Source organism: Propioniciclava sp. MC1595 (assembly GCF_017569205.1).
Taxonomy (GTDB): Bacteria; Actinomycetota; Actinomycetes; order Propionibacteriales; family Propionibacteriaceae; genus Propioniciclava.
This window is the reverse complement of sequence record NZ_CP071870.1, coordinates 2,040,676-2,065,398: the sequence shown is the minus strand read 5'-3', so window position 1 is coordinate 2,065,398 and position 24,723 is coordinate 2,040,676. Positions and strand designations below refer to the sequence as shown.

Annotated in this window: 19 protein-coding genes and 3 rRNA genes; 21 read left to right on the top strand and 1 reads right to left on the bottom strand. The window is 69.8% G+C overall.

The genetic code is table 11. From position 1 onward, the window contains the following. Window positions 1-27 precede the first annotated feature (27 nt). On the bottom strand, window positions 28-1,374 hold the full coding sequence (gene nhaA / locus J4N02_RS09750; protein ID WP_223202726.1) for a Na+/H+ antiporter NhaA: 1,347 nt from the start codon (window positions 1,372-1,374) through the stop codon (window positions 28-30). 108 nt (window positions 1,375-1,482) lie between these two features. Here nhaA and J4N02_RS09745 point away from each other — a divergent pair, with 108 nt between their 5' ends. The 21 genes from J4N02_RS09745 (at window position 1,483) to J4N02_RS09645 (ending at window position 24,701) form a co-directional block, all read left to right on the top strand. After that, complete coding sequence (locus J4N02_RS09745) at window positions 1,483-2,028, top strand: TetR/AcrR family transcriptional regulator C-terminal domain-containing protein (protein ID WP_182818377.1); 546 nt, start codon at window positions 1,483-1,485, stop codon at window positions 2,026-2,028. Between the two features lie 151 nt (window positions 2,029-2,179). Continuing rightward, window positions 2,180-3,211, top strand: a complete 1,032-nt coding sequence (gene argC, locus J4N02_RS09740) for an N-acetyl-gamma-glutamyl-phosphate reductase (RefSeq protein WP_182818379.1) — start codon at window positions 2,180-2,182, stop codon at window positions 3,209-3,211. Beyond that, window positions 3,208-4,362 carry a bifunctional glutamate N-acetyltransferase/amino-acid acetyltransferase ArgJ gene (gene argJ / locus J4N02_RS09735; protein WP_188334652.1) on the top strand — a complete coding sequence of 385 codons (1,155 nt, stop codon included), beginning with the start codon at window positions 3,208-3,210 and terminating at the stop codon, window positions 4,360-4,362. The genes argC and argJ overlap by 4 nt, the downstream gene beginning before the upstream one ends. Beyond that, the gene (gene argB / locus J4N02_RS09730; RefSeq protein ID WP_188334651.1) at window positions 4,359-5,258 is read left to right on the top strand and encodes an acetylglutamate kinase; all 900 of its coding nucleotides are present in this window, start codon (window positions 4,359-4,361) and stop codon (window positions 5,256-5,258) included. Before argJ ends, argB begins: the two co-directional genes overlap by 4 nt. Next, window positions 5,255-6,433: an acetylornithine transaminase gene (locus J4N02_RS09725; RefSeq protein WP_188334650.1), complete on the top strand. Its 1,179-nt coding sequence runs from the start codon at window positions 5,255-5,257 to the stop codon at window positions 6,431-6,433. The genes argB and J4N02_RS09725 overlap by 4 nt, the downstream gene beginning before the upstream one ends. Continuing rightward, entirely contained in the window at window positions 6,430-6,933 is a 504-nt protein-coding gene (locus tag J4N02_RS09720) for an arginine repressor (RefSeq protein WP_182818384.1), read from the top strand. The genes J4N02_RS09725 and J4N02_RS09720 overlap by 4 nt, the downstream gene beginning before the upstream one ends. After that, window positions 6,930-8,411, top strand: coding sequence for an argininosuccinate lyase (argH, locus tag J4N02_RS09715; RefSeq protein WP_188334649.1), 1,482 nt, complete (start codon window positions 6,930-6,932; stop codon window positions 8,409-8,411). The genes J4N02_RS09720 and argH overlap by 4 nt, the downstream gene beginning before the upstream one ends. A 44-nt stretch (window positions 8,412-8,455) precedes the next feature. After that, a complete protein-coding gene (gene tyrS, locus J4N02_RS09710) occupies window positions 8,456-9,721 on the top strand; it encodes a tyrosine--tRNA ligase (protein ID WP_188334648.1) in 1,266 nt (421 codons plus the stop codon). 493 nt (window positions 9,722-10,214) lie between these two features. After that, window positions 10,215-11,731, top strand: a 16S ribosomal RNA gene (locus tag J4N02_RS09705). A gap of 384 nt (window positions 11,732-12,115) precedes the next feature. Continuing rightward, a 23S ribosomal RNA gene (locus J4N02_RS09700) occupies window positions 12,116-15,218 on the top strand. Window positions 15,219-15,348: 130 nt separating this feature from the next. Next, window positions 15,349-15,465 (top strand): 5S ribosomal RNA (rrf, locus tag J4N02_RS09695). The 16S, 23S and 5S rRNA genes sit together here, the layout of an rRNA operon. 128 nt (window positions 15,466-15,593) lie before the next feature. Then, window positions 15,594-17,510, top strand: a complete 1,917-nt coding sequence (locus J4N02_RS09690; protein ID WP_188334212.1) for a M48 family metallopeptidase — start codon at window positions 15,594-15,596, stop codon at window positions 17,508-17,510. Then, the gene (locus J4N02_RS09685) at window positions 17,507-18,499 is read left to right on the top strand and encodes an HAD-IIA family hydrolase (protein ID WP_188334213.1); all 993 of its coding nucleotides are present in this window, start codon (window positions 17,507-17,509) and stop codon (window positions 18,497-18,499) included. The genes J4N02_RS09690 and J4N02_RS09685 overlap by 4 nt, the downstream gene beginning before the upstream one ends. A 32-nt stretch (window positions 18,500-18,531) precedes the next feature. Further along, complete coding sequence (locus J4N02_RS09680; RefSeq protein WP_208090925.1) at window positions 18,532-19,158, top strand: biotin transporter BioY; 627 nt, start codon at window positions 18,532-18,534, stop codon at window positions 19,156-19,158. Continuing rightward, window positions 19,155-19,859, top strand: a complete 705-nt coding sequence (locus J4N02_RS09675) for an energy-coupling factor ABC transporter ATP-binding protein (protein ID WP_188334214.1) — start codon at window positions 19,155-19,157, stop codon at window positions 19,857-19,859. Before J4N02_RS09680 ends, J4N02_RS09675 begins: the two co-directional genes overlap by 4 nt. Next, complete coding sequence (locus tag J4N02_RS09670) at window positions 19,856-20,479, top strand: energy-coupling factor transporter transmembrane protein EcfT (protein WP_182818284.1); 624 nt, start codon at window positions 19,856-19,858, stop codon at window positions 20,477-20,479. Before J4N02_RS09675 ends, J4N02_RS09670 begins: the two co-directional genes overlap by 4 nt. Window positions 20,480-20,488: 9 nt before the next feature. Then, entirely contained in the window at window positions 20,489-20,701 is a 213-nt protein-coding gene (locus tag J4N02_RS09665; protein ID WP_182818286.1) for a hypothetical protein, read from the top strand. Next, on the top strand, window positions 20,698-21,441 hold the full coding sequence (locus J4N02_RS09660) for a TlyA family RNA methyltransferase (RefSeq protein WP_188334215.1): 744 nt from the start codon (window positions 20,698-20,700) through the stop codon (window positions 21,439-21,441). Before J4N02_RS09665 ends, J4N02_RS09660 begins: the two co-directional genes overlap by 4 nt. Window positions 21,442-21,451: 10 nt before the next feature. Then, the gene (locus J4N02_RS09655; protein ID WP_188334216.1) at window positions 21,452-22,402 is read left to right on the top strand and encodes an NAD kinase; all 951 of its coding nucleotides are present in this window, start codon (window positions 21,452-21,454) and stop codon (window positions 22,400-22,402) included. Beyond that, window positions 22,392-24,077, top strand: coding sequence for a DNA repair protein RecN (gene recN, locus J4N02_RS09650; RefSeq protein WP_188334217.1), 1,686 nt, complete (start codon window positions 22,392-22,394; stop codon window positions 24,075-24,077). Before J4N02_RS09655 ends, recN begins: the two co-directional genes overlap by 11 nt. A gap of 129 nt (window positions 24,078-24,206) precedes the next feature. Beyond that, window positions 24,207-24,701, top strand: a complete 495-nt coding sequence (locus tag J4N02_RS09645) for a DUF3145 domain-containing protein (RefSeq protein WP_182818290.1) — start codon at window positions 24,207-24,209, stop codon at window positions 24,699-24,701. The last annotated feature ends 22 nt before the right edge of the window (window positions 24,702-24,723 follow it).

The following is a 24,723-nucleotide window of genomic DNA, read 5'->3' as shown; positions in this document are numbered from 1 at the left end:
GGCGTGTGTGCCCACCTCCCGGCCTCGTCAGTGGCGGGTCGGGTCCTGCGGTGCGGTGTCGAAGGCATCGGGGACGCCGTCGGCGTCGGTGTCGCTGGTCTCGGCCAGGGCGATGGCCCGGTGCCTCCGGTTGCTGGGCACGAGGATGCCGGCGGCCAGGACCGCGGCCAGGACCGAGGCGAGCAGCACCCCCACCTTGGCGGCGTCGTTGTGGTCGCTGCCCAGCCCGAAGCTCAGCTCGCCCACCAGCAGGGACACGGTGAAGCCGATGCCGGCCAGCACGCCGACGCCGGCCATGTCGCCCCAGCGCAGGGCCGGGTCGAGCGTGGCGCGGGTGAACCTCGTCAACAGGAACGTGGAGGCGACGATGCCGATCGGCTTGCCCAGCACGAGGCCGACGATGATGCCGAGGGCCACCGGGGAGGTGACCGCCTCGACGAGGCCGTCGAGGCCGCCGACGGCGACACCCGCGGAGAAGAACGCGAACACGGGCACCGCGAACCCCGTCGACAGCGGGCGGTAGGCGTGCTCGAAGGTCATCGCGAGCCCGTGGCCCTCGCCGGCGTCGGGGTCCTTGCGGCGTACCGGGACCAGGAAGCCCAGGACCACGCCCGCGATGGTGGCGTGGATCCCCGCCTCGTGGAGCAGGGCCCACGCCACGACCGCGATCGGGAGCAGGACGAGCCACGGCGTCCACGGCCGTTCGGCGAACCAGCGGGGGCGGGTCTGGACAAGGACGCCGTACAGCGCCACCGGCACCAGGAACAACCCGAGCGCGACCACGTTGACCGACTCGGTGTAGAAGAGCGCGATGATCGTGATCGCGATCAGGTCGTCGACCACGGCGAGCGTCAGCAGGAAGATGCGCAGCGGCGAGGGCAGGTGGGAGCCGATGATGGCCAGCACCGCCACGGCGAACGCGATGTCGGTCGCGGTCGGGATCGCCCAGCCGCGCAGTGTCTCGCCCTGGCCCCAGTTGATCGCCGCGTAGATCAGCGCGGGGACGATGACGCCGCCCGCCGCCGCCACGACCGGGACCATCGCCCGCTGGGGGTTGCGCAGGTCGCCCGCGACGAACTCGTGCTTGAGCTCGAGGCCGACCAGGAAGAAGAACACGGCCAGCAGGCCGTCCGCCGCCCACGCGCCGAGGCTCAGGTCGAGGTGGAGCGACGCGGGGCCGATGCGCAGGTCGCGCAGGGCGAAGTAGGAGTCGGCCGCGGGGGAGTTGGCCCAGATGATGGCGACCAGGGCGGCCACCATGAGCATGATGCCGCCGGTGGTCTCCTTGCGCAGGATCGCGCCGATGCGCAGGTGCTCCGGATAGCTGCCGGGCGACAGGATGCGGCGCAGGCGGCTGGGGGATGACGGGTTCAAGGGATTCTCCCGGGGTCGTCGGACATCGACGCCGACCAGACTTCCCGGCACACCGGGGAACACTGTACCCATCCCCGGGCGGCCGGTTCGGGCCGATACGATCGCACCATGGCCCTCTCCGCGCACCAGGTGCTCGACGCGGCGCGTTCGATCCTGGATGCCGATGGGCTCGAGGGGCTGTCCATGCGTCGGGTCGCCGCCGCGCTCGAGGTCCAGCCCGGGGCGCTCTACCACCACGTCCCCGACAAGCAGACCCTGCTGGCCGGGGTCGCGGACCAGATCCTCGGTGAGGTCGACGAACCCCTCGGGCTGTGGCGTCCGGCCGTGGAGGCCTGGACCGCCAGCCTGCGCGCGGTCCTGCTCGCCCACCGCGACTCGGCCGAGTTGGTCGCGACGGCCCGTGGCTTCCGCCTCTCGCGCCACGACACCACGCGTCACCCGGCGACGCTGTTGGCCACCGCGGGGCTGTCCACCGTCGAGGCGCGCGGCGCGGCGTCCGCTCTGTTGTACTTCGTCCTCGGCCACGTCGCCGAGGAACAGGCGCGGCTCGACTGGGAACGGTTCCACCCCGCCGACCCCGGCAAGGCCATGGACGCCGACGCTGCGTTCGCCCTCGGGGTGGGGCTGATCCTCGACGGCGTGTCCGCGCGCTGAGCGCAGGCTCTGGTCGTGCCTCCCGCTTCGCCGCGGCGGGCGGAAGGCAGGCTCTGGTCGTGCCTCCCGCTTCGCCGCGGCGCACGGAGCACGGGCTGTCGGCGCTGAGACGACTTGGAATATCTATTCCAATGAGGGCATACTCATGCGCATGACGACGAAGATTGCGGTCGCGGGCTGCACGGGGTACGCCGGGGGAGAGATCCTGCGGCTCCTCCTGGGGCGCGACGACATCGAGATCGGTGCCCTGACGGCGAAGTCCTCCGCCGGGTCCCGCCTGGGCGAGCACCACCAGCACCTGGCGCCGCTGTTCGACCGCGTCGTCCTCGACACCACCCCCGAGAACCTCGCCGGCCACGACGTCGTCTTCCTCGCCCTGCCGCACGGCACGTCGGCCGAGGTCGCGGCCCAGCTGGGCGACGACGTGCTGGTCATCGACTCCGGCGCCGACTTCCGCCTCGAGGATTCCGAGGCCTGGCGGCAGTTCTACGGCACCGAGCACGCGGGGACCTGGCCCTACGGCCTGCCCGAGCTGCCCGGCCAGCGCGAGGCCCTGGCCACGGCCAAGCGCATCGCCGTGCCCGGTTGCTTCCCGACCACGGTCACCCTCGGCCTCGCCCCGGCCCTGCAGGCGGGCCTCGTCGACGGGCACGACGTCGTCGTGGTCGCCCCGACCGGCCCCTCGGGCGCGGGCAAGTCCCTCAAGCCGCACCTGCTGGGCAGCGAGCTGATGGGCTCGGCGTCCGCCTACGGGGTCGGGGGAGTGCACCGCCACGTCCCGGAGATGCTGCAGAACTTCCGCAAGCTGGGCGCCGAGGCACCGACCATCTCCTTCACCCCGGTCCTGGTCCCGATGTCGCGCGGCATCCTGGCCACGGTCACCGCCCCGCTGGCCGGAGCCACGACCACCGCCGAGGCCCGCGCCGCCTACGAGCAGGCCTGGGCCGACGAGCCGTTCGTGCACCTGCTGCCGGAGGGCCTGTGGCCCCAGACCCAGTCGGTGGTCGGCTCCAACCACGTGCACGTGCAGGTGGCCGTCGACGCCGCCGCGAACCGCCTGGTTGTGGTCGCCGCCCTCGACAACCTCACCAAGGGCACCGCCGGCGGTGCCATCCAGTCCATGAACCTCGCCCTGGGCCTCCCCGAGACCCTCGGCCTCACCACGTTGGGAGTCGCCCCGTGAGCGTCACCGCAGCCAAGGGCTTCACCGCCGCCGGCGTCAAGGCCGGCATCAAGGCGTCCGGCAACCACGACCTCGCGCTCGTGCGCAACGAGGGCCCGGCCAAGGTCGCGGCCGGCGTCTTCACCACCAACCGCTTCCAGGCCGCCCCCGTGGTGTGGTCCATCGACGTGCTCGCCGGCGGCCAGCTGGACGCCGTCGTCCTCAACTCCGGCGGCGCCAACGCCTGCACCGGCCCCGACGGGCTGGCCGACGCCCGCGCCATGGCCGAGGCCACGGCGTCCGCGCTCGGCACCACCCCCGACCAGGTTGCGGTCTGCTCGACAGGCCTGATCGGCGTCCGCCTCCCCATGGACGCCGTGCACGCCGGCATCGCCGCCGCTGCCGCCGGCCTCGCCGCCGACGGGGCCTCGGACGCCGCGCTGGCGATCATGACCACCGACACCGTGCCGAAGCAGGCGGCCACCACGAGCGAGGCCGGATGGAGCGTCGGCGGCATGGCCAAGGGAGCCGGCATGCTGGCCCCCGCGCTCGCCACCATGCTCGTGGTCGTCACCACCGACGCCGACCTCACCCCGGCGCAGGCCGACACCGCCCTGCGCGCCGCGACCCGGGTCACGTTCGACCGCACCGACTCCGACGGCTGCATGTCGACCAACGACACCGTGATCCTGATGGCCTCCGGCGCCTCGGGCGTGGGCCCCGACCTCGAGGCGTTCACCGACGCCCTCACCCAGGTCTGCGGGTCGCTGGCCCGCCAGCTGCTGTCGGACGCCGAGGGGTCCAGCCACGACATCGCCGTCACGGTCGTCAACGCCGCCACCGAGGACGACGCCGTGGACGTCGCCCGCTGTGTGACCCGCTCCAACCTGTTCAAGACCGCGATCTTCGGCAACGACCCCAACTGGGGCCGGGTGCTGGCCTCGGCCGGCACCTCGAGGGCGACCTTCGACCCCGACCGGGTGAGCGTCTCGTTCAACGGCGTGAAGGTCTTCGACACCGGTGCCCTCGGCGAGGACCGCTCGCTGGTCGACCTCACCGACCGCGAGGTGCTCGTCGAGATCGACCTCGCCGCCGGCCCGGCGTCGGCCACCGTGTGGACCAACGACCTCACCTACGACTACGTGCGCGAGAACGCGGAGTACAGCTCATGACCTACACCACCCGCACCGCCGAGCTCCAGGGCGAGGTCTACACCAAGGCCGGCACCCTCATCGAGGCGCTGCCCTGGCTCACCAAGTACGCCGGCGCCACGCTGGTGGTGAAGTACGGCGGCAACGCGATGGTCAGCGAGGAGCTCAAGCGCGCCTTCGTGGAGGACATCGTCTTCCTGCGCCGCTGCGGCATCCGGCCCGTCGTCGTGCACGGCGGCGGCCCCCAGATCAACCTGATGCTCGACAAGCTCGGCATCGCCAGCGAGTTCAAGGGCGGCCTGCGCGTCACCAGCCCCGAGGCCATGGACGTCGTCCGGATGGTCCTCGTCGGCCAGGTCGGGCGCGAGCTCGTCGGCCTGCTCAACCAGCACGGACCCCTGGCCGTCGGCATGTCGGGCGAGGACGGCGGCCTGTTCACCGCCCAGCGCCGCGGCACCGTCGTCGACGGCGAGGAGGTCGACCTCGGGCTCGTCGGCGAGGTCGCCTCGGTCAACACCGACGCGATCTCCGACCTCATCGAGGCCGGGCGCATCCCCGTGGTCGCCTCGGTCTCCCCGGACGCCGAGGGTGCGGTCCACAACCTCAACGCCGACACCGCCGCGGCCGCGCTCGCCGCCGCGCTGGGCGCCGACCGGCTGATCATCCTCACCGACGTGGAGGGCCTGTACGCCAACTGGCCCAGCACCGACGAGATCATCGCCCGGATCACCACCTCCGACCTGCGGGCCCTGCTGCCCACGCTGGCCAGCGGGATGATCCCCAAGATGGAGGCGTGCCTGGCCGCGGTCGAGGACGGCGTGCCGCTGGCCACGATCGTCGACGGTCGCCAGCCGCACTCGCTGCTGCTGGAGATCTTCACCGACGAGGGTGTCGGCACGATGGTGGTGCCCGGATGAGCAACGCGGACGTCCTGGGCCGCTACGGCGCGGCCATGATGCAGACCTTCGGCATCCCGCCGCGGGTGCTCGTGCGCGGCGCGGGCCCCTGGGTGTGGGACGCCGACGGCACCCCTTACCTGGACCTCCTGGCCGGCATCGCGGTGAACTCCCTCGGCCACGCCCACCCGCGCGTGGTGGCGGCGATCACCGAGCAGGCCGGGCGCCTGATGCACATCTCGAACCTGTTCGCCTCCGAGCCCCAGGTCGCCCTCGGCGAGCGCCTCGACGCGCTCGTGGCCGGCGACTCGGGCCTCCCCGCGCGCACGTTCCTGACCAACTCCGGCACCGAGGCCAACGAGGCCGCCCTCAAGGTGACCCGCCTGACCGGGCGGCCGCGCCTGGTGGCCATGGAGGGCTCCTTCCACGGCCGGTCGCTCGGCGCGCTGTCGGTCACCGCGGCGGCCGCGTACCGCGAGCCGTTCGAGCCGCTGCCGGGCAACGTCACGTGGGTGCCCTACGGCGACCTGGACGCCCTCGCGGCCGTGATGGGCGACGACGTCGCCGCGGTCGTGGTCGAACCCGTCCAGGGCGAGAACGGAGCGATCAGCCCGCCGGAGGGCTGGCTCGCCGGCGTCCGAGCGCTGTGCGACGAGCATGGCGCGCTGCTGTGGCTGGACGAGGTCCAGACCGGCATCGGGCGCTGCGGGGGCTGGCTGGCATCGGCGACCGAGGGCGTGCGCGGTGACGTCGTCACCCTCGCCAAGGGCCTGGGCGGCGGCTTCCCGGTCGGGGCCTGCGTGGCCGTCGGCGACGCCGCGACCCTGCTACAGGCCGGGCACCACGGCACCACCTTCGGGGGCAACCCCCTGGCCGCCACCGTGGCCCTGACGGTGCTCGACGTCATCGAGTCCGAGGGACTCTTGGAGCACGCCCGGGAGACCGGCGACTGGCTCGCCGGCGCGATCGAGGGCCTCGGCCTGTCCGAGGTCAGCCACGTCCGTGGGCGCGGCCTGCTGCGCGGCGTGGTGCTCAACCAGCCGAACGCGCGCGAGGTGCTCGCCGCCGCGCTGGAGGCCGGGTTCATCGTCAACGCGCCCCGCCCCGACGTGCTGCGGCTGGCCCCGCCCCTGGTGGTCACCCGCGACGAGCTCCAGCTCTTCGTCGACGCCCTGCCCGGCCTGGTGCGGGCATGACCGAGCGGTCGGTGCCCGGCACCAAGGCCGCCCGCCAGGGCCTCATCGTCGACCTGTTGACCCGCGAGGCGATCCGGTCGCAGACCGAGCTGGCCGAGCTGCTCGCGGCCGAGGGCTTCGTCGTCACGCAGGGGACGCTGTCCAAGGACCTGGTCGACGTGGGCGCCGTCCGGTTGCGCGGGGCGTCCGGTGAGCTGACCTACGCCGTGCGCGACGTCGAGGCGTCCGACGTGAAGCGGGCGCACGCCCGCCTGGTCCGGCTGGCGTCCGAGCTGCTCCTCTCGGCCGAGGCGTCCGCGAACCTCGTCGTCGTCAAGACCCCGCCGGGGGCGGCGCAGTTCCTCGCCTCGGCGATCGACAAGGCCGGCCTCGACACCGTGCTCGGTACCATCGCCGGGGACGATTCCATCCTCATCGTCAGCCGGGCGCCCGACGGGGGCTCTGCGCTGGCCGAACACCTCCTCGCGCTGGGCGGGGACGACAAGGAAGGCGAAGCATGAGCGAGGCCGAGGGCAGGCTCTGGGGCGGACGGTTCTCCGGGGGGCCCGCGGAGGCGATGTTCGCGCTCAGCAAGTCCACCCAGTTCGACTGGCGGCTGGCCCCCTACGACCTCGCCGGCTCGCGCGCGCACGCGCGCGCCCTGAATAGGGCCGGGTTGCTGACCGACGACGAGCTGGCCGCCATGCTGGCCGGCATCGACGGGCTGGACGCCGACGTCACCTCCGGCGCCTTCTTCGCCGCCCCCACCGACGAGGACGTGCACGGGGCCCTCGAGCGCGGTCTGATGGAGCGCGTCGGCCCCGAGCTCGGCGGACGCCTGCGCGCCGGCCGCTCGCGCAACGACCAGATCGCCACCCTCATCCGGATGTACCTGCGGGACGAGCTGCGCGTCGTCGCCGCCGGGGTGCAGGAGGTCGTCGTCGCCCTGCACGACCAGGCCGTGGAGCACCTCGGCGTGCCGATGCCGGGCCGCACCCACCTGCAGTCGGCCCAGCCCGTGCTGCTGTCGCACCACCTGCTGGCCCACGCGTGGCCGCTGCTGCGCGACGTCGAGCGTCTCCGCGACCTCGACCGGCGGCTCGCCGTGTCGCCCTACGGGTCGGCTGCCCTGGCCGGCACCTCGCTGGGCCTGGACCCTGAGTTCGTCGCCGCGGAGCTGGGCTTCGCCGGCTCGGTGCCCAACTCGATCGACGGCACCGCCGCCCGCGACCTCGTCGCCGAGGCCGCGTTCGTGCTGGCGATGATCGGCGTCGACCTCTCCCGGATCTCGGAGGAGGTCATCCTCTGGTCGACCGTCGAGTTCGGCTTCGCCAGGCTGGACGACGCGTGGTCGACCGGGTCGAGCATCATGCCGCAGAAGAAGAACCCCGACGTCGCCGAGCTCGCCCGCGGCAAGGCCGGGCGTCTGGTGGGCAACCTCGCCGGCCTGCTCACCACCCTCAAGGGACTCCCGCTGGCCTACAACCGCGACCTGCAGGAGGACAAGGAGCCGATCTTCGACGGGCTCGACCAGCTGCGCGTCCTGCTGCCCGCCATGGCGGGGATGATCGGCACCCTGCGCTTCCAGCCCGAGCGGATGGCGGCCCGGGCCCCCGAGGGCTTCTCGCTGGCCACCGACGTCGCCGACTGGCTCGTCCGCCAGCGCGTGCCGTTCGCCCAGGCGCACCACGTCGCCGGCGCCGCCGTCCGCTACTGCGAGGAGCGGGGCATCGAGCTGACCGGCCTAACGGCGTCCGACCTGCCGGCCATCGACGAGCGGCTCACGCCCGGCGTGCTCGAGGTGCTGACCGTGGAGGGCTCGATCAACGCCCGCGACGGTCGCGGCGGCACGGCCTCGGCCCGCGTGGGCGAGCAGCTGAACGAGGTGGCGGACGCGGTCGACGCGATCAGCGAGTGGCTGGTGCCGGTCGAGCCCACCCCCTACGAGCCCGCGGAGGCCGAACTCGCCTGGTTCGCCGAGCCGCCGACGGACGCCTGAACCCACCCGGGCGCCCGGCGCGGCGTCCACTAGGGTGGTGCGTCGTGAACGCACTGATCGACGAACTGTCCTGGCGCGGGCTGATCGCCCACTCGACCGACCTGGACGCCCTCGGCGCCCACCTCGACGAGGGCCCGATCACCGCGTATGTGGGCTTCGACCCCACGGCACCGTCGATCCACATGGGCAACCTCGTGCAGGTGATGGTGCACCGCGCCCTGCAGAAGGCGGGCCACCGCCCGATGTTCCTGGTCGGCGGGTCCACGGGCCTGATCGGTGACCCGAAGCAGGCGGGCGAGCGCGTCATGAACGACGTGGACGTCGTGGCCGGCTGGGTGGAGCGCATCCGCTCGCAGGTCGGCCGGCTCATCGATCTCGAGGGCCCCAACGCCGGCACCCTGGTCAACAACCTCGACTGGACGGCGAAGCTCTCGACGCTGGACTTCCTCCGCGACGTCGGCAAGCACTTCTCGGTCAACCGCATGCTCGACCGCGAGGTGGTCAAGGCGCGCCTGGAGACGGGCATCAGCTACACCGAGTTCAGCTACGTACTGCTGCAGTCGCTCGACTTCCGCGAGCTGTACCGCTCCCACGGGGTCACGATGCAGACCGGCGGCTCCGACCAGTGGGGCAACCTCACAGCCGGTGTGGACCTGATCCGCCGCTCGGACGGCGGCCGGGTGCACGCGTTGGCGACGCCGCTGCTCACCAAGGCCGACGGCACGAAGTTCGGCAAGACCGAGTCCGGCACGGTGTGGCTCGACCCCGAGATGACCTCGCCGTACGCGTTCCACCAGTACTTCCTGAACGCCGAGGACGAGATGGTCGTGGCCTACCTCAAGGTGTTCAGCGAGCGCCCCCGCGACGAGATCGACGACATCGCCGCCCAGCAGGCGGAGAAGCCGTTCCTGCGGATCGCCCAGCGCGCGCTGGCCGACGACATCACCGACCTGGTGCACGGCGAGCCTGAGCGTCGCGCCGCCGAGGCCGCCGCCGCGGCCCTGTTCGGGCGGTCGGAGCTCCGGGACCTGGATGCCCGCACCCTGGCCGCCGTGGCCAAGCAGCTCGAGGCTCCGCGGCTCGAGGCGGGGGAGACGCTGCCGGCCCTGGTCGACGTGCTCGCCGCCTCGGGCGTGGTGCCGAGCAAGTCCGCCGGACGCCGCGCGATCGAGGAGGGTGGTGCCTACCTCAACAACGTCAAGGTCACCGACGTGGACGCCGTGCTGACCCAGGACGACCTCCTCGACGGCCGCTGGGCCGTCGTGCGCCGGGGCAAGAAGACCGTCGGCGCGGTGGAGGTCGTGCGCTGAACCTGCGTCTGACTACGCCGGACGCCGCGGGTCCGCCCTCGATTTGGAATCGGGAGCGGGCCCGTGTAATGTTTACCAAGCGCTCGGGGAGCCGGACGGAGTGGCCAAGCCACGAAGGACGGGCCGGGAGCCGAAGCCCAAACCAACGATGTCAACCCAATTCTTGGGTGGCGTCAGCGACTGGACTTCGAGGGAGGAAAAGCCCGATTTGACTCGGTGAAAATGACTCCCTAAAGTAGATGAGGCCCCGAGGGGATCGCTTCCAGGAAATGGAGCGGGAACCGAGGTGTGTGTCGGAAGTTTGAGAACTCAACAGCGTGCTTAGGTCAATGCCAGTGACCTTCAACTGTCTTTGGATGGTTGTTGGTTGTTGTTTTGCACACTTGAACCTTTTGGTTTCTTGTGTGTCCTCGTTGCCGCCCACTTCTGGTGGGTGGTTTCTTTGAGATGAGTATGAACTAACCTATTTGGTTGGGGTTTGCTTTCTATTTTTTCGATGGAGAGTTTGATCCTGGCTCAGGACGAACGCTGGCGGCGTGCTTAACACATGCAAGTCGAACGGATCATCTTTACTTCGGTTTTGGTGGTTAGTGGCGAACGGGTGAGTAACACGTGAGCAACCTGCCCTTCACTGGGGGATAACTGTGGGAAACTTCAGCTAATACCGCATGTACACCTTCTATCGCATGGTGGTTGGTGGAAAGTTTTTTCGGTGGGGGATGGGCTCGCGGCCTATCAGCTTGTTGGTGGGGTAATGGCCTACCAAGGCTTTGACGGGTAGCCGGCCTGAGAGGGCGACCGGCCACACTGGGACTGAGATACGGCCCAGACTCCTACGGGAGGCAGCAGTGGGGAATATTGCACAATGGACGGAAGTCTGATGCAGCAACGCCGCGTGCGGGATGACGGCCTTCGGGTTGTAAACCGCTTTCACCAGGGGCGAATTTGACGGTACCTGGAGAAGAAGCACCGGCTAACTACGTGCCAGCAGCCGCGGTGATACGTAGGGTGCGAGCGTTGTCCGGATTTATTGGGCGTAAAGAGCTCGTAGGTGGTTTGTTGCGTCGGGAGTGAAAACACGCAGCTTAACTGTGTGCTTGCTTTCGATACGGGCAGACTTGAGGGATGTAGGGGAGAACGGAATTCCTGGTGGAGCGGTGGAATGCGCAGATATCAGGAGGAACACCGGTGGCGAAGGCGGTTCTCTGGACATTTCCTGACGCTGAGGAGCGAAAGCGTGGGGAGCAAACAGGCTTAGATACCCTGGTAGTCCACGCCGTAAACGGTGGGCACTAGGTGTGGGGGACTTCCACGTTCTCCGTGCCGTAGCTAACGCATTAAGTGCCCCGCCTGGGGAGTACGGCCGCAAGGCTAAAACTCAAAGGAATTGACGGGGGCCCGCACAAGCGGCGGAGCATGCGGATTAATTCGATGCAACGCGAAGAACCTTACCTGGGTTTGACATGCACCAGACGACAGCAGAGATGTTGTTTCCTTCGGGCTGGTGTGCAGGTGGTGCATGGCTGTCGTCAGCTCGTGTCGTGAGATGTTGGGTTAAGTCCCGCAACGAGCGCAACCCTCGTCCTATGTTGCCAGCGGGTTATGCCGGGAACTCATGGGAGACTGCCGGGGTCAACTCGGAGGAAGGTGGGGATGACGTCAAGTCATCATGCCCCTTATGTCCAGGGCTTCACGCATGCTACAATGGCTGGTACAAAGTGTTGCGATCCTGTGAGGGTGAGCGAATCACGTAAAGCCAGTCTCAGTTCGGATTGGGGTCTGCAACTCGACCCCATGAAGTCGGAGTCGCTAGTAATCGCAGATCAGCATTGCTGCGGTGAATACGTTCCCGGGCCTTGTACACACCGCCCGTCAAGTCATGAAAGTCGGTAACACCCGAAGCCGGTGGCCCAACCCTTGTGGGGGGAGCCGTCGAAGGTGGGATCGGTAATTAGGACTAAGTCGTAACAAGGTAGCCGTACCGGAAGGTGCGGCTGGATCACCTCCTTTCTAGGGAGCCCTCGTGCCTACCGGCGTCACTGCTGGGGGTCTACTGCTTTCACGGCCGTTCGTGTCGTGGGTGGTTGGGGTGACTGATGTGGATGGTATTGGCCGAGTTCCTGGTTGGGACTCATGCTTCGTGTCTAGTACTGCCTCCCCCGTTGTGGGGTTGGTGTGGAACGGGTGGGGTGTGGGTGCTGGTGGGGGCGGTGGCACGTTGTTGGGTTCTGGGGCTTCCGCCACGATTGTGGTGGGGTCGCGACATGATGACGCCAGGCGGTGCGCGCTCCTGTGGGGGTGTGTGTTGGTTGGTGTTTGTTTGTTGTTTGAGAATTGTATAGTGGACGCGAGCATCTTTTGTAGTTTATTTTGTTGTTGATCGTTTTGATTTGGTGACAAGCTACTAAGGGCGATCGGTGGATGCCTTGGCATCAAGAGCCGATGAAGGACGTTGTAACCTGCGATAAGCCATGGGGAGCTGGTAAACGAGCTTTGATCCGTGGATCTCCGAATAGGGAAACCTCGAATGTCCGGAGTTGTGTCCGGCGACCTCATCCTGAATGTATAGGGGTGTTGGAGGGAACGTGGGGAAGTGAAACATCTCAGTACCCACAGGAAGAGAAAACAATTGTGATTCCGTGAGTAGTGGCGAGCGAAAGCGGAACAGGCCAAACCTGGTGTGTGTGATAGCTGGCAGGCGTTGCATGCTGGGGGTTGTGGGGCCGACCTGGGAGAGCTGCTGGTCTCCGGCGAGTGATAAAGGGAATGCGAAGCTGAACAGCCTGGGATGGTTGGCCAGAGTGCGTGATAGCCGTGTAGGCGTATGTGTTCCCCTCGTGGTCGTTACCCCAAGTAGCACGGAACCCCTGAAATTCTGTGTGAATCTGGCGGGACCACCCGTCAAGCCTAAATACTCCTTGATGACCGATAGCGGACAAGTACCGTGAGGGAAAGGTGAAAAGTACCCCGGGAGGGGAGTGAAATAGTACCTGAAACCGGTCGCCTACAATCCGTCGGAGCCCTGCAATGGGGTGACGGCGTGCCTTTTGAAGAATGAGCCTGCGAGTCAGTGCTCGGTGGCGAGGTTAACCCGTGTGGGGAGCCGTAGCGAAAGCGAGTCCGAATAGGGCGTTTGAGTCGCCGGGTCTGGACCCGAAGCGAAGTGATCTATCCATGGCCAGGGTGAAGCGACGGTAAGACGTCGTGGAGGCCCGAACCCACTTGGGTTGAAAACCGAGGGGATGAGCTGTGGATAGGGGTGAAAGGCCAATCAAACTTCGTGATAGCTGGTTCTCCCCGAAATGCATTTAGGTGCAGCGTCGCCTGTTTCTTGCCGGAGGTAGAGCACTGGATGGTCTAGGGGGCCCACAAGCTTACCGAAATCAGCCAAACTCCGAATGCCGGTAAGTGAAGGGCGGCAGTGAGACTGTGGGGGATAAGCTTCATAGTCGAGAGGGAAACAGCCCAGATCATCAGCTAAGGCCCCTAAGGGACTGCTAAGTGGAAAAGGATGTGGAGTTGCGAAGACAACCAGGAGGTTGGCTTGGAAGCAGCCATCCTTGAAAGAGTGCGTAATAGCTCACTGGTCAAGTGATTCTGCGCCGACAATGTAGCGGGGCTCAAGCAGTCCGCCGAAGCTGTGGCATTCACACGTGTACCTGACGTGAGTCCAGGTGTGTGGGTGGGTAGGGGAGCGTCGTGTGTGTGGTGAAGCATCAGGGTGACCGGGTGTGGAGTGCACACGAGTGAGAATGCAGGCATGAGTAGCGAATGACGGGTGGGAAACCCGTCCGCCGAATATCCAAGGGTTCCAGGGTCAAGCTAATCTGCCCTGGGTAAGTCGGGACCTAAGGCGAGGCCGACAGGCGTAGTCGATGGACAACCAGTTGATATTCTGGTACCGGCGAAGCAACGCCCGTGCCGAGGCCGGTGATACTAAGCACGCGAGACCACTCGTACATCCTTCGGGGTGTTGGGTGGTTGAGTCTGTGACCTGATCCGGTAGTAGGCAAGCTGCGGAGGGACGCAGGAAGGTAGCCCATCCCACGCGATGGTTGTCGTGGGCTAAGCGCGTAGGCCGGCACGTAGGCAAATCCGCGTGCTGTGTGGCTGAGACGTGATGGCACTGCCACTTCGGTGGTGGTGTGGGTGATCCTATGCTGCCTAGAAAAGCTTCGTGAGCGAGTTGTGAGCCGCCCGTACCCCAAACCGACACAGGTGGATAGGTAGAGAATACCAAGGCGATCGAGAGAATCGTGGTGAAGGAACTCGGCAAAATACCCCCGTAACTTCGGGATAAGGGGGACCTGATCCGTCAACCCACTAGCTGGGGGCAGCGGTGAGGGTCGCAGAGACCAGGCCCAAGCGACTGTTTACTAAAAACACAGGTCCGTGCGAAGTTGAAAGACGATGTATACGGACTGACTCCTGCCCGGTGCTGGAAGGTTAAGGGGAACTGTTAGCGCAAGCGAAGCGGTGAACTTAAGCCCCAGTAAACGGCGGTGGTAACTATAACCATCCTAAGGTAGCGAAATTCCTTGTCGGGTAAGTTCCGACCTGCACGAATGGAGTAACGATTTGGGCGCTGTCTCCACCACGAACTCGGCGAAATTGCACTACGAGTAAAGATGCTCGTTACGCGCAGCAGGACGGTAAGACCCCGGGACCTTTACTATAGTTTGGTATTGGTGATCGGTACGACTTGTGTAGGATAGGTGGGAGACTGTGAAGCCGCCACGCCAGTGGGGGTGGAGTCATCGTTGAAATACCACTCTGGTCGTTCTGGTTATCTAACCTCGGACCCTGATCGGGGTCCAGGGACAGTGCCTGATGGGTAGTTTGACTGGGGCGGTCGCCTCCCAAAAGGTAACGGAGGCGCCCAAAGGTTCCCTCAGCCTGGTTGGCAATCAGGTGTCGAGTGTAAGTGCACAAGGGAGCTTGACTGTGAGACAGACATGTCGAGCAGGGACGAAAGTCGGGACTAGTGATCTGACGGTGGCGTGTGGAAGCGCCGTCACTCAACGGATAAAAGGTACCCCGGGGATAACAGGCTGATCTTGCCCGAGCGTCCATAGCGACGGCATGGTTTGGCACCTCGATGTCGGCTCGTCGCATCCTGGGGCTGGAGTCGGTCCCAAGGGTTGGGCTGTTCGCCCATTAAAGCGGCACGCGAGCTGGGTTTAGAACGTCGTGAGACAGTTCGGTCCCTATCCGCTGCGCGCGTTAGAGTCTTGAGAAGGGCTGTCCTTAGTACGAGAGGACCGGGACGGACCAACCTCTGGTGTGCCAGTTGTCCTGCCAAGGGCACGGCTGGTTGGCTACGTTGGGAAATGATAACCGCTGAAAGCATCTAAGCGGGAAGCACGCTTCAAGATGAGGACTCTCACCACCATTGAGTGGGTAAGGCCCCCTACAGACCATGGGGTTGATAGGCCAGACGTGGAAGCACAGCAATGTGTGGAGCTGACTGGTACTAATAGGCCGAGGGCTTGTCACACCACCAAACAAGACAAGCAACCACAAGATGACTATGTGAGCTCTGCTCGCGTCCACTGTACGATATCCCAAACAACAAACATTGGGATCATCCCCCACACCCCAGGTGTGGGACGACAACACAAGAATGTTTCGGTGGCCATTGCGCAAGGGAAACGCCCGGTCCCATTCCGAACCCGGAAGCTAAGCCTTGCAGCGCCGATGGTACTGCACCCGAGGGGGTGTGGGAGAGTAGGACACCGCCGAACACACCCCCCAAAAAGGGGGTGACCCAAGAAGGGCCCACACCACCAGGTGCGGGCCCTTCTTGCGTTGTGGCTCCACACGCTGTGGCAACGGCTTTGCCATGTGTCACCGACCCCGGCAGACTTGTCCGGTGAGCGAAGACAACAATGACCAGCGCCCCCGCGGACGAGGCGGCGACGGACGGCCCCAGAACGGCCCGCGTCGCGGCGGATCCGGCGGCCCCGGCGGCGGCCGATCCTTCGGCAACCGTGACGGCGGGCGTGGTCAGGGTCCGCGCCAGGGGGGCGACCGCCCGGGCTTCCGGCGTGAGGGTGACCGCCAGGGGTTCCGCCGGGACGACAACCGCGATGGCGGGTTCCGCAGGGATGACAACCGGGACGCCGGCTCCCGTCGGGACGATCGTCCGCGTCGGGACGGGGACCGTCCCGGGTTCAAGCGTGACGACAGCCGTGGTGAGCGCCGCTGGGAGGACCGCGGCCCGCGTGAGGGTGGGTTCCGCCGGGACGACCGGCCGCGCCGGGAGGACCGCTCCGGTGAGGGACGCCCGCGCCGCGACGGAGATCGGCCGGGATTCCAGCGCGACGACCGCCGGCAGGGCTTCCGCCGTGACGACAACCGCGAAGGCGGCTTCCGCAGGGACGACAACCGCGAAGGCGGCTTCCGCAGGGACGACAACCGCGACGGCGGCTTCCGCAGGGATGACCGCCCGCGCCGGGATGGCGACCGTCCGGGCTTCAAGCGTGACGACAACCGTGGCGAGCGCCGCTGGGAGGACCGTGGCCCGCGTGAGGGCGGGTTCAGTCGTGATGACCGCCCGCGCCGGGACGGGGACCGTCCGGGCTTCAAGCGTGACGACAACCGTGGCGAGCGCCGCCGGGAGGACCGCGGCCCGCGTGAGGGTGGCTTCCGCCGGGACGACCGCCCGCGCCGGGACGGCGACCGCCCGCGCTGGGAGGACCGCTCCGGTGAGGGACGCCCGCGCCGCGACGGAGATCGGCCGGGATTCCATCGCGACGACCGGCGGCAGGGCTTCCGCCGCGACGACAACCGCGAGGGCGGCTTCCGCAGGGACGATCGCCCGCGCCGGGATGGCGACCGTCCCGCGTTCAGGCGCGACGACAACCGTGGCGACCGCCCGCGCTGGGAGGACCGCGGCCCGCGCGAGGACCGCCGCCGTGACTTCGACGGGGAGGAGCGCGAGCCCTACGTGCCGCGTCCGGGCCTGGCCCCCAAGGAGGACGAGCCCGACACGCCCCAGGACATGGACCTGCGCGACCTGCCGCGTCCCGTCCGGGCCGAGTTGCGGGGGCTGACCCCTGAGTTGGCGCAGATCGTCGGCGCCCACCTGATCATGGCCGGCCAACTGATCTCCTCCGACCCGCAACTCGCCTACCGGCACGCCGAGGCGGCGCGCCGGCGCGCCGCGCGCCTGTCGATCACGCGCGAGGCCACCGGGGAGACCGCCTACGCGGCGGGGGAGTACCAGGTCGCCCTGCACGAGTTCCGCGCGCTGCGCCGCATGCAGGGCGGTACCGAGTACCTGGCCGCCATGGCTGATTGCGAGCGTGCGCTGGGGCGTCCGGAGAAGGCGCTCAAGCTGATCCGCGAGGGCTTGGACGCCAAGCCCGACTTCGGCCAGCGCGTGGAGCTCCGGCTCGTCGAGGCGGGCGCCCGCATCGACCTGGGCCAGGCCCCCGAGGCACTCCGCCTGCTCAAGCACGAGATCGAGGCGTCCGCGGGCCGGGGCTCCCGTGGCGCCCGTGCCCGCCTGCGCTACGGGTACGCCGACCTGCTGGAGCAGACCGGCGACGCCGACGGCGCCGAGAAGTGGTTCGCCGCGGCGGCCGCCCTCGACACCGACGGTGAGACCGACGCCGCCGACCGCGTCGCCGCCCTGCAGGGCATCGTGCTCGAGGTCGACGAGGATTCGCTGGTCGGCCACCCCGAGGACGAGGCCGTCGAGGCTGATGAGGCCGAGGGGGCCGAGGAGGACGACGACATCGAGGCCGAGGTGGCCGAGCTGCTGGGGGAGGACGACGAGTCGTGACCGCCTTCATCGAGGGGTACGACGCGGTCTTCTTCGACCTGGACGGGGTCCTGTACCTCGGGCCCGAGGCGGTCGAGGGGGCGGTGGACGGCGTCCGGCGCCTGCACGAGGCCGGTGTCGCGACGGTCTACGTGACCAACAACGCCGCGCGTAGCACCGCCGTGGTGGCCCACCACTTGGCCGAGCTCGGCTTCGGGGCGCAGGAGCAGGAGGTGGTCTCCAGCGCGCAGGCCGCCAGCGGTCTCCTGCGCCAGGAGCTTCCCGCCGGCAGCAAGGTCCTGGTCGCCGGCACCGACAACCTCGTCGAGCAGGTGCGCCTCGCCGGCATGGAGGTCGTCACGACCTTCGCGGAGGAGCCCGTGGCGGTCATCCAGGGCTACGACCCGGCGATGACGTGGCCGCGCCTCGACCAGGCGGCGATCGCCATCCAGCGCGGCGCCCGGTGGTTCGCGACCAACACCGATTCCACCCGTCCGACCGAGCACGGCCTCGTCCCCGGCGCCGGCGCGGCGATCCAGGCGGTGCGCAACACGGTCGACCACGATCCCGAGGTGGTCGGCAAGCCGTTCCGCCCGCTCATGGACGAGGCGCTGCGGCGCTCGGGAGCGGGGCGTCCGGTCTTCGTGGGTGACCGCATCGACACCGACATCATGGGCGCGCACGCGGTGGGCATCGACTCGTTCCTGGTGTTCACCGGGGCGCACGGCGTCCGGGACCTGTGCCTGGCCCCGGTCGACGGACGCCCGACCGCCATCGGCTGGAACGTCGAGTCCCTGTTCGAACCCCGCCGTACCGCCGCGATCGCCGACGGGGTCGCGACCTGCGGGGCGGTCACGGTGCGCGCCGAGGCGGGCAACGCCCTGCTGGAGGGTGACGTCACCAAGCGCGAGGCCCAACTCGACGCCGCCTGGGCACTCGCCCAGCTGTTCTGGGACGGCTCCGTGTCCACGGGCGAGGCCGTGTTCGCGCGGCTCGACCTGCTGCCCTAGACTTCTTGAACACCGTTCAAGAGGAGATGAACATGGCTCAGCGACGCCAGTCCACCGTCACCGACCTCGCGCTGGTCGCCGTCTTCGCCGGGGTCATCTCGGCCGCGACGCTCGCGCCCGCGATCCCCGTGGGGGCGGTCGGGGTCCCGATCACCCTGCAGACGCTGGCCGTCGCGCTCACCGCGATGATCCTCGGCCCGTGGCGCGGCTTCGCCGCCACCGCGCTGTACGTCATCGTCGGCCTCGCCGGGCTACCCGTGTTCGCCGGCGGGGCGTCCGGCATCGGCGTGCTGGCCAAGCCCTCGGCGGGCTACCTGCTGGCCTTCCCCCTCGCGGCGCTCCTCATCGGCTTCCTGGCCCGCGCGATCGTCTCCCGCAACCAGAAGAGCACCGGCGTGCGCTGGGCGCTGCTGTTCCTGGCCGGCCTGGCCGGCTCGTTCGCCTTCGTGCACCCGATGGGCATCGCCGGCATCGCGATCAACGCCGGCATCCCGGTCGACAAGGCGTTCCTGGCCGACATCGTCTACTGGCCCGGCGACGTCATCAAGAACATCGCGGCGTCCGGCGTCGCCGTGGCCGTGCACCGCGCGTTCCCGGGGCTGCTGGTCCACCCGGCGGTCGAGCGCGCGCAGGCGCAGGAGCCCGTCCCCGCCCGATGATCCAGCTGCAGGGCGTCTCGGTCCGCGTCCCCGTGCCCGGTGCACCGGGGCAGGGCTGGGGCACCCGCACCCTGCTGGAGGACATCACCCTCGACCTGCCCGAGCGGCGCGTCGCCTTCGTCGGCGCGAACGGCTCTGGCAAGTCCACGCTCCTGCGGCTCCTCAACGGTCTGGTCGTGGCCTCGTCGGGACGGGTGCTGGTCGACGGGCTCGACCCGGCGTCCGACGGCAAGGGCGTGCGCCGCAGGGTGGGCTTCGTCTTCACCGACCCGCTCAGCCAGCTCGTCATGCCGACCCCGCTCGAGGACGTCGAGCTCAGCCTGCGCCGCACGATCCGCGACCGCTCGCAGCGCCGGGACGCCGCCCGCGCCCTCCTGGCCGCCCGCGGCCTCGACCACGTGGCCGAGCAGTCGATCTACGACCTGTCGGGCGGGGAGCGGCAGCTCGCGGCCCTGACCGCCGTGCTGGCCGTCGACCCGGCGATCCTCGTCGCGGACGAGCCGACGACCCTGCTCGACCTGCGCAACCGCCTCGTGCTGCGGCGGGTGCTCACGGAGCTCGACCAGCAGGTCGTGCTCGCCACGCACGACCTCGACCTCGCCGCCGACGCCGACCGCGTCCTGGTCGTCGACGGCGGCCGCATCGTCGCCGACGGCGCCCCGGGCGAGGCGATCGCCCACTACGAGGCGATGATGGCGTGAACGCCGCGCGCGCCCTGCTGGGCATCCACGTCCCCGGCACCACGGTCTGGCACCGGATGGGTGTCGGCTGGAAGTACCTCGTCTTCCTCGCCCTGACCGTGCCCGCGGTCTTCGGGTCCTGGCCCGTCGTGGTCGGTGCCCTCGTGCTCACCCTGGCGCTGGTCGCCACCACCCGGGCCCCGCTGCGGCTGGCCTGGGGGATGCCGCTCGGCCTCGTGGTCCTGTTCGCCTTCGTGGCCGGCTACCACCTGCTCTTCGGCGACCCGACCATGGCGGTGAAGGTCGTCGGCACCACGCTGACCGCCCTCTACGCCGGCCGGATCGTGCTGATCACCACCCCGATGCCCGTGCTCATCGACGCGTTGGTCACCGCCACGCGCCCCCTCGCCCGCTTCGGCGCGAGCCCCGAGCGGTTCGGGCTGGCCGTCGCGGTGCTGGTCCGCTCGATCCCGTACGTGATCGCGTCCTTCGGCGAGGTCAGGGATGCCGCACGCGCCCGCGGCCTCGACCGCAACCCGCTGGCCTCGGTGACGCCGGTGGTCATCCAGGCCGTTGCCTACGCGCGCACGACCGGCGACGCGCTCATGGCCCGCGGCCTCGGCGACGAGGACGACTCGTAGGATGGCCCGGTGAGCACCACCGAGCCCGAGGCCCCCCAGCCCACCGAGGCGTCGACGGACGCCGCCCTGCCGGTCACCGGCCACCCGGCCATCGACGCCGCGCTGGCCGAGCTGTCGCTCGGCGAGGACGTGCACACCCACCACGACGAGATCGCCACGGTGCTCGACGTGGTCCAGCAGGCCCTCAACCCCACCCCGCAGCCCCCGCTGCCGCGCCGGTGAGGCTGGACGCCGCCCTCGTCGCGCAGGGGCTGGCCCGGTCCCGCGGGCAGGCCCGCGACCTCATCGACGGCGGTCGCGTGACCGTCAACGGACGCCCCGCGGCCAAGGCCTCCCTCCCCGTGGGCCCCGACGACACGCTCGCCGCCGAGACCGACCCGTGGGTCTCGCGGGCCGCGCACAAGCTCCTCGGCGCGCTGGATGCCTCCGGCACCGAGGTCGCCGGGTGCCGCGCCCTGGACGCCGGGGCGTCCACGGGCGGCTTCACCCAGGTACTCCTGGCCCGGGGTGCCGAGCACGTGACCGCGGTCGACGTCGGGCACGGGCAGCTGGCCGAGCCCGTGGCGTCCGACCCCCGGGTGACGAGCCACGAGGGGCTCAACCTGCGCGACCTGACCCCCGCCCACGTCGCCGCGCCCGTCGACCTCGTCGTGGCCGACGTCTCCTTCATCTCGTTGACCCTGCTCGTCGCGCCGCTGCGGTCGGTCGCCCGCGACGGCGCCGTCGCCCTGCTCATGGTGAAGCCGCAGTTCGAGCTCGGCCGCGCGGCGCTCGACTCCCGGGGCGTCGTCGCCGACCCCGCCCGCGTCCCGGAGGCGGCCGACCTGGTCGCCCGGGCCGCCGCCGAGGCGGGCTGGCGCGAGGTCTGGCGCGGCCTGAGCCCGCTGCCGGGGGAGTCGGGCAACCGCGAGGTGTTCCTCAAGCTCGTCGCGGAGCCCGGCGCTGTCGGCCCGGCCCGTTAGGCTGGCGGGCGTGACGCAGCGACACATCGCCCTGGGCATCCACCACCAGCGGGAGGAGGCCGTCGACGCGGCGAGTGACTTCATCGAACGGCTCGCCGGGCACGGGTTCGTCTGCTGGGTGCGGGACACCGCCCACGACGTCATCGCCGAGCGGGTTCCGAGCGCCGACGTGCGCCGGTTCGACACCCGGCCCGGCGCCGAGGTCGAGCTGGTCGTGGTCTTCGGCGGCGACGGCACCATCCTGCGCGCCGCCGAGTGGGCCGTGCCGCTGGGCTACCCCGTGCTGGGCGTGAACCTGGGCCACGTCGGCTTCCTGGCCGAGCTCGAGACCTCCGAGGCGCACGACCTGGTCGACCGGGTGGTCCACCGCGACTACCGGGTGGAGGAGCGGCTCTGCCTCGAGGTCGAGCTGCGCGAGACCCCCGGCGGCGAGGTGACCTGGTCGAGCTACGCGATCAACGAGGTCTCGCTCGAGAAGGCGGCCCGCGAGCGCATGATCGAGGTGCTGGTCGACATCGACGGCCACCCCCTGTCGCGCTGGGGCACCGACGGCGTGCTCGTGTCGACGCCCACGGGGTCGACCGCCTACGCGTTCTCGGCCCAGGGGCCCGTGCTGTGGCCCGACCTCGATGCGCTGCTCGTCGTGCCGCTCCTGGCCCACGCCCTGTTCGCGCGGCCGTTGGTGCTCAGCCCCAGCTCGACGGTCGTGATCCGCATGCTCGAGAACCCACCGGTGGGCGGTGTGCTCTGGTGCGACGGCCGGCGCAGCACGTCGGTGAAGCCGTCCAGCGAGGTCACCGTGCGGCGCAGCCCGCTGAAGCTGCGGCTGGCCCGCACCTCCGAGCAACCGTTCGTGCAGCGCCTCGTGCGCAAGTTCGACCTGCCCGTCCACGGGTGGCGCGGGCAGGCCGAGCGCGACGCCGCCGCCCGCAAGGCAGCCGAGGCCGGGGATGCTGGCTGAGCTCCGCATCAGCGGCCTGGGCGTCATCGACGACGCGACCCTCGAGCTCGGGCCCGGGTTCACCGCCGTCACCGGCGAGACCGGCGCGGGCAAGACGATGGTGGTCTCCGGGCTCGGGCTGCTCTCGGGCGGCAAGGCCGAGAGCCGGCTGATCCGGCACGGGGCCTCCCGGGCGCTGGTCGAGGGCCGGCTCGCCGCCGACGCCGCGCTCGCCGCCCACGTCGACGAGGTCGGCGGGCAGGTGGAGGACGGCGAGGTGCTGCTCACCCGGGTCCTCACCCCGTCGCGCTCGCGCGCGCTGGTGGGCGGGGCGCAGGTGACCCTGCCCGGCCTGGTCGAGGCCGTTGGGGAGCGCATCACGATCCACGGGCAGAGCGAGCAGATCCGGCTCGGATCGACCGAGCGGCAGCGCGAGGTGCTGGACGCCTTCGGCGGACCGGAGTTGGCCACGCTGCTGACCGACTACCGCGCCCGCTGGGCCCAGCAGCGCGCGTGGGTCGCCGAGCGGGCCGAGCTCGTCGCCCAGTCGCAGGCCCGCGCCCGCGAGCTCGCGCTGCTGGAGTTCGGGCTCGGCGAGATCGAGAAGGTCGACCCCACGCCGGGGGAGGACACCGCGCTGGTGGCCGAGCAGCGCCGCCTGCAGGGGGTGGACGACCTGCGCCTCGGCGCGCGCGAGGCCATCGTCGCGCTGGCCGGCGACGACGAGGCGTTCTCCGACGCCCCGACCGCGCTGGGCCTGGTCGGCGCGGCGCGCAAGGCGCTGGCGTCCATCGCGGCCGACGACCCCGCCGCCGCCGACCTGGGCCGCCGGGTGGACGAGGCGGCCTTCCTGCTCTCCGACGCCGTCGGCGACCTCGCCTCCTACGCCACCGGCCTCGACGCCGACCCCGCCCGGCTGGAGTGGATCGCCGCCCGCCTGGCCGACCTGCAGGGCCTCACCCGCAAGTACGGCGACAGCATCGACGAGGTCCTCGCCTGGGGCGAGCGGGCCGCGGCCGAGGCCGGCCGGCTTTCCGGGTCAGACGACCGCATCGCCGAGCTCGACGGGCTGCTGGCCACCGTGGGCGAGGAGCTGGCCAGGCTCGCGGGGCGGATCACCGCGGCCCGCACGGCCGCGGCGTCCGAGCTGGCCGGGCTGGTCGAGGCCGAGCTCGCCGCGCTCGCCATGCCCCGTGCCCGGCTCGCGTTCGAGGTCACGCCGCTGCCCGAGCCCGGGCCCCACGGTGCCGACCAGGTGGTGCTGGTGTTCTCGGCCAACCCGGGGTCGGCGCCCGCGCCGCTGGCCAAGGTGGCCTCCGGCGGCGAGCTGTCGCGCGTGCGCCTGGCCCTCGAGGTCGTGCTCGCCCAGGGCGCCGAGGGGCACACCTTCGTCTTCGACGAGGTGGACGCCGGGGTGGGCGGCGCGGTCGCGCTCGAGATCGGCCGCAGGCTGGCCCGCCTGGCCGAGCACGCGCAGGTCGTCGTGGTCACCCACCTGGCCCAGGTCGCCGCCTTCGCCGACCGGCACTTCGTGGTGCACAAGGCCGACGACGGGCAGGTGACCACCTCCGGCGTCCGCGAGGTCGCCGCCGCCGACCGCGTTCACGAGCTGGCCCGGATGATGGCCGGGCTCGAGGGCACCGACGCCGCCCGCGCCCACGCGGCCGAGCTGCTGGCCGAGGCGTCCCGGGGCTGAGCTCCGCGCCCCGTCGCCGGGTGGCCCCGGCTTGACGCGGGGTGCACAATGAACCACAACGGCGTGATTCCGCGCCCGGTCGAGGTGATGCAGGGGAAGGCAGCACTTCAGCCGGAAAGGGGTACCGCCATGACAACGACCCGCGGGGTCCTGCAGATCCTCTCCGCGCCGTCGCCGATGTGCCCACACGTCGAGTGGGCGGTGGGCGGCGCCTTCGGCGCGCCTGTTTCCCTGGACTGGAAGCCCCAACCCGCCGAGCGCGCCAGCTACCGCGCCGAGTTCACGTGGAGCGGCCCCGTCGGCACGGCCACCCGTCTGGCGAGCGCCCTCAAGCGCTGGCCGCGGATCCGGTTCGAGGTGACCGAGCACGCCACCGACGCCTCCGAGGGGGAGCGCTACTCCTACACCCCGACCCTCGGCGTCTTCCACGCCACGATGGGCCTGCACGGCGACATCGTCGTGCCCGAGGACCGGATCCGGCACGCCATGCTCGGCGCGCGCGACGAGCGCTCGCTGCGGGAGGCCCTCGACGACCTCCTCGGCGCGCCGTGGGACGCCGAGCTCGACGTGTTCCGGCACGCCGCCGACGGCGAGCCCGTGCGCTGGATCACCGCCGTCGGCTGATCGGCGACACATCGGCCCAAAG

Bases quoted from the DNA above. Each gene is read 5' to 3' on its own strand.
- J4N02_RS09645 (WP_182818290.1), top strand. From the start codon at position 24,207: ATGACAACGACCCGCGGGGTCCTGCAGATCCTCTCCGCGCCGTCGCCG.
- argB (WP_188334651.1), top strand. From the start codon at position 4,359: ATGACCTACACCACCCGCACCGCCGAGCTCCAGGGCGAGGTCTACACC.
- argC (WP_182818379.1), top strand. From the start codon at position 2,180: ATGACGACGAAGATTGCGGTCGCGGGCTGCACGGGGTACGCCGGGGGA.
- J4N02_RS09720 (WP_182818384.1), top strand. From the start codon at position 6,430: ATGACCGAGCGGTCGGTGCCCGGCACCAAGGCCGCCCGCCAGGGCCTC.
- J4N02_RS09675 (WP_188334214.1), top strand. From the start codon at position 19,155: ATGATCCAGCTGCAGGGCGTCTCGGTCCGCGTCCCCGTGCCCGGTGCA.
- J4N02_RS09745 (WP_182818377.1), top strand. From the start codon at position 1,483: ATGGCCCTCTCCGCGCACCAGGTGCTCGACGCGGCGCGTTCGATCCTG.
- J4N02_RS09725 (WP_188334650.1), top strand. From the start codon at position 5,255: ATGAGCAACGCGGACGTCCTGGGCCGCTACGGCGCGGCCATGATGCAG.
- J4N02_RS09680 (WP_208090925.1), top strand. From the start codon at position 18,532: ATGGCTCAGCGACGCCAGTCCACCGTCACCGACCTCGCGCTGGTCGCC.
- recN (WP_188334217.1), top strand. From the start codon at position 22,392: ATGCTGGCTGAGCTCCGCATCAGCGGCCTGGGCGTCATCGACGACGCG.
- argH (WP_188334649.1), top strand. From the start codon at position 6,930: ATGAGCGAGGCCGAGGGCAGGCTCTGGGGCGGACGGTTCTCCGGGGGG.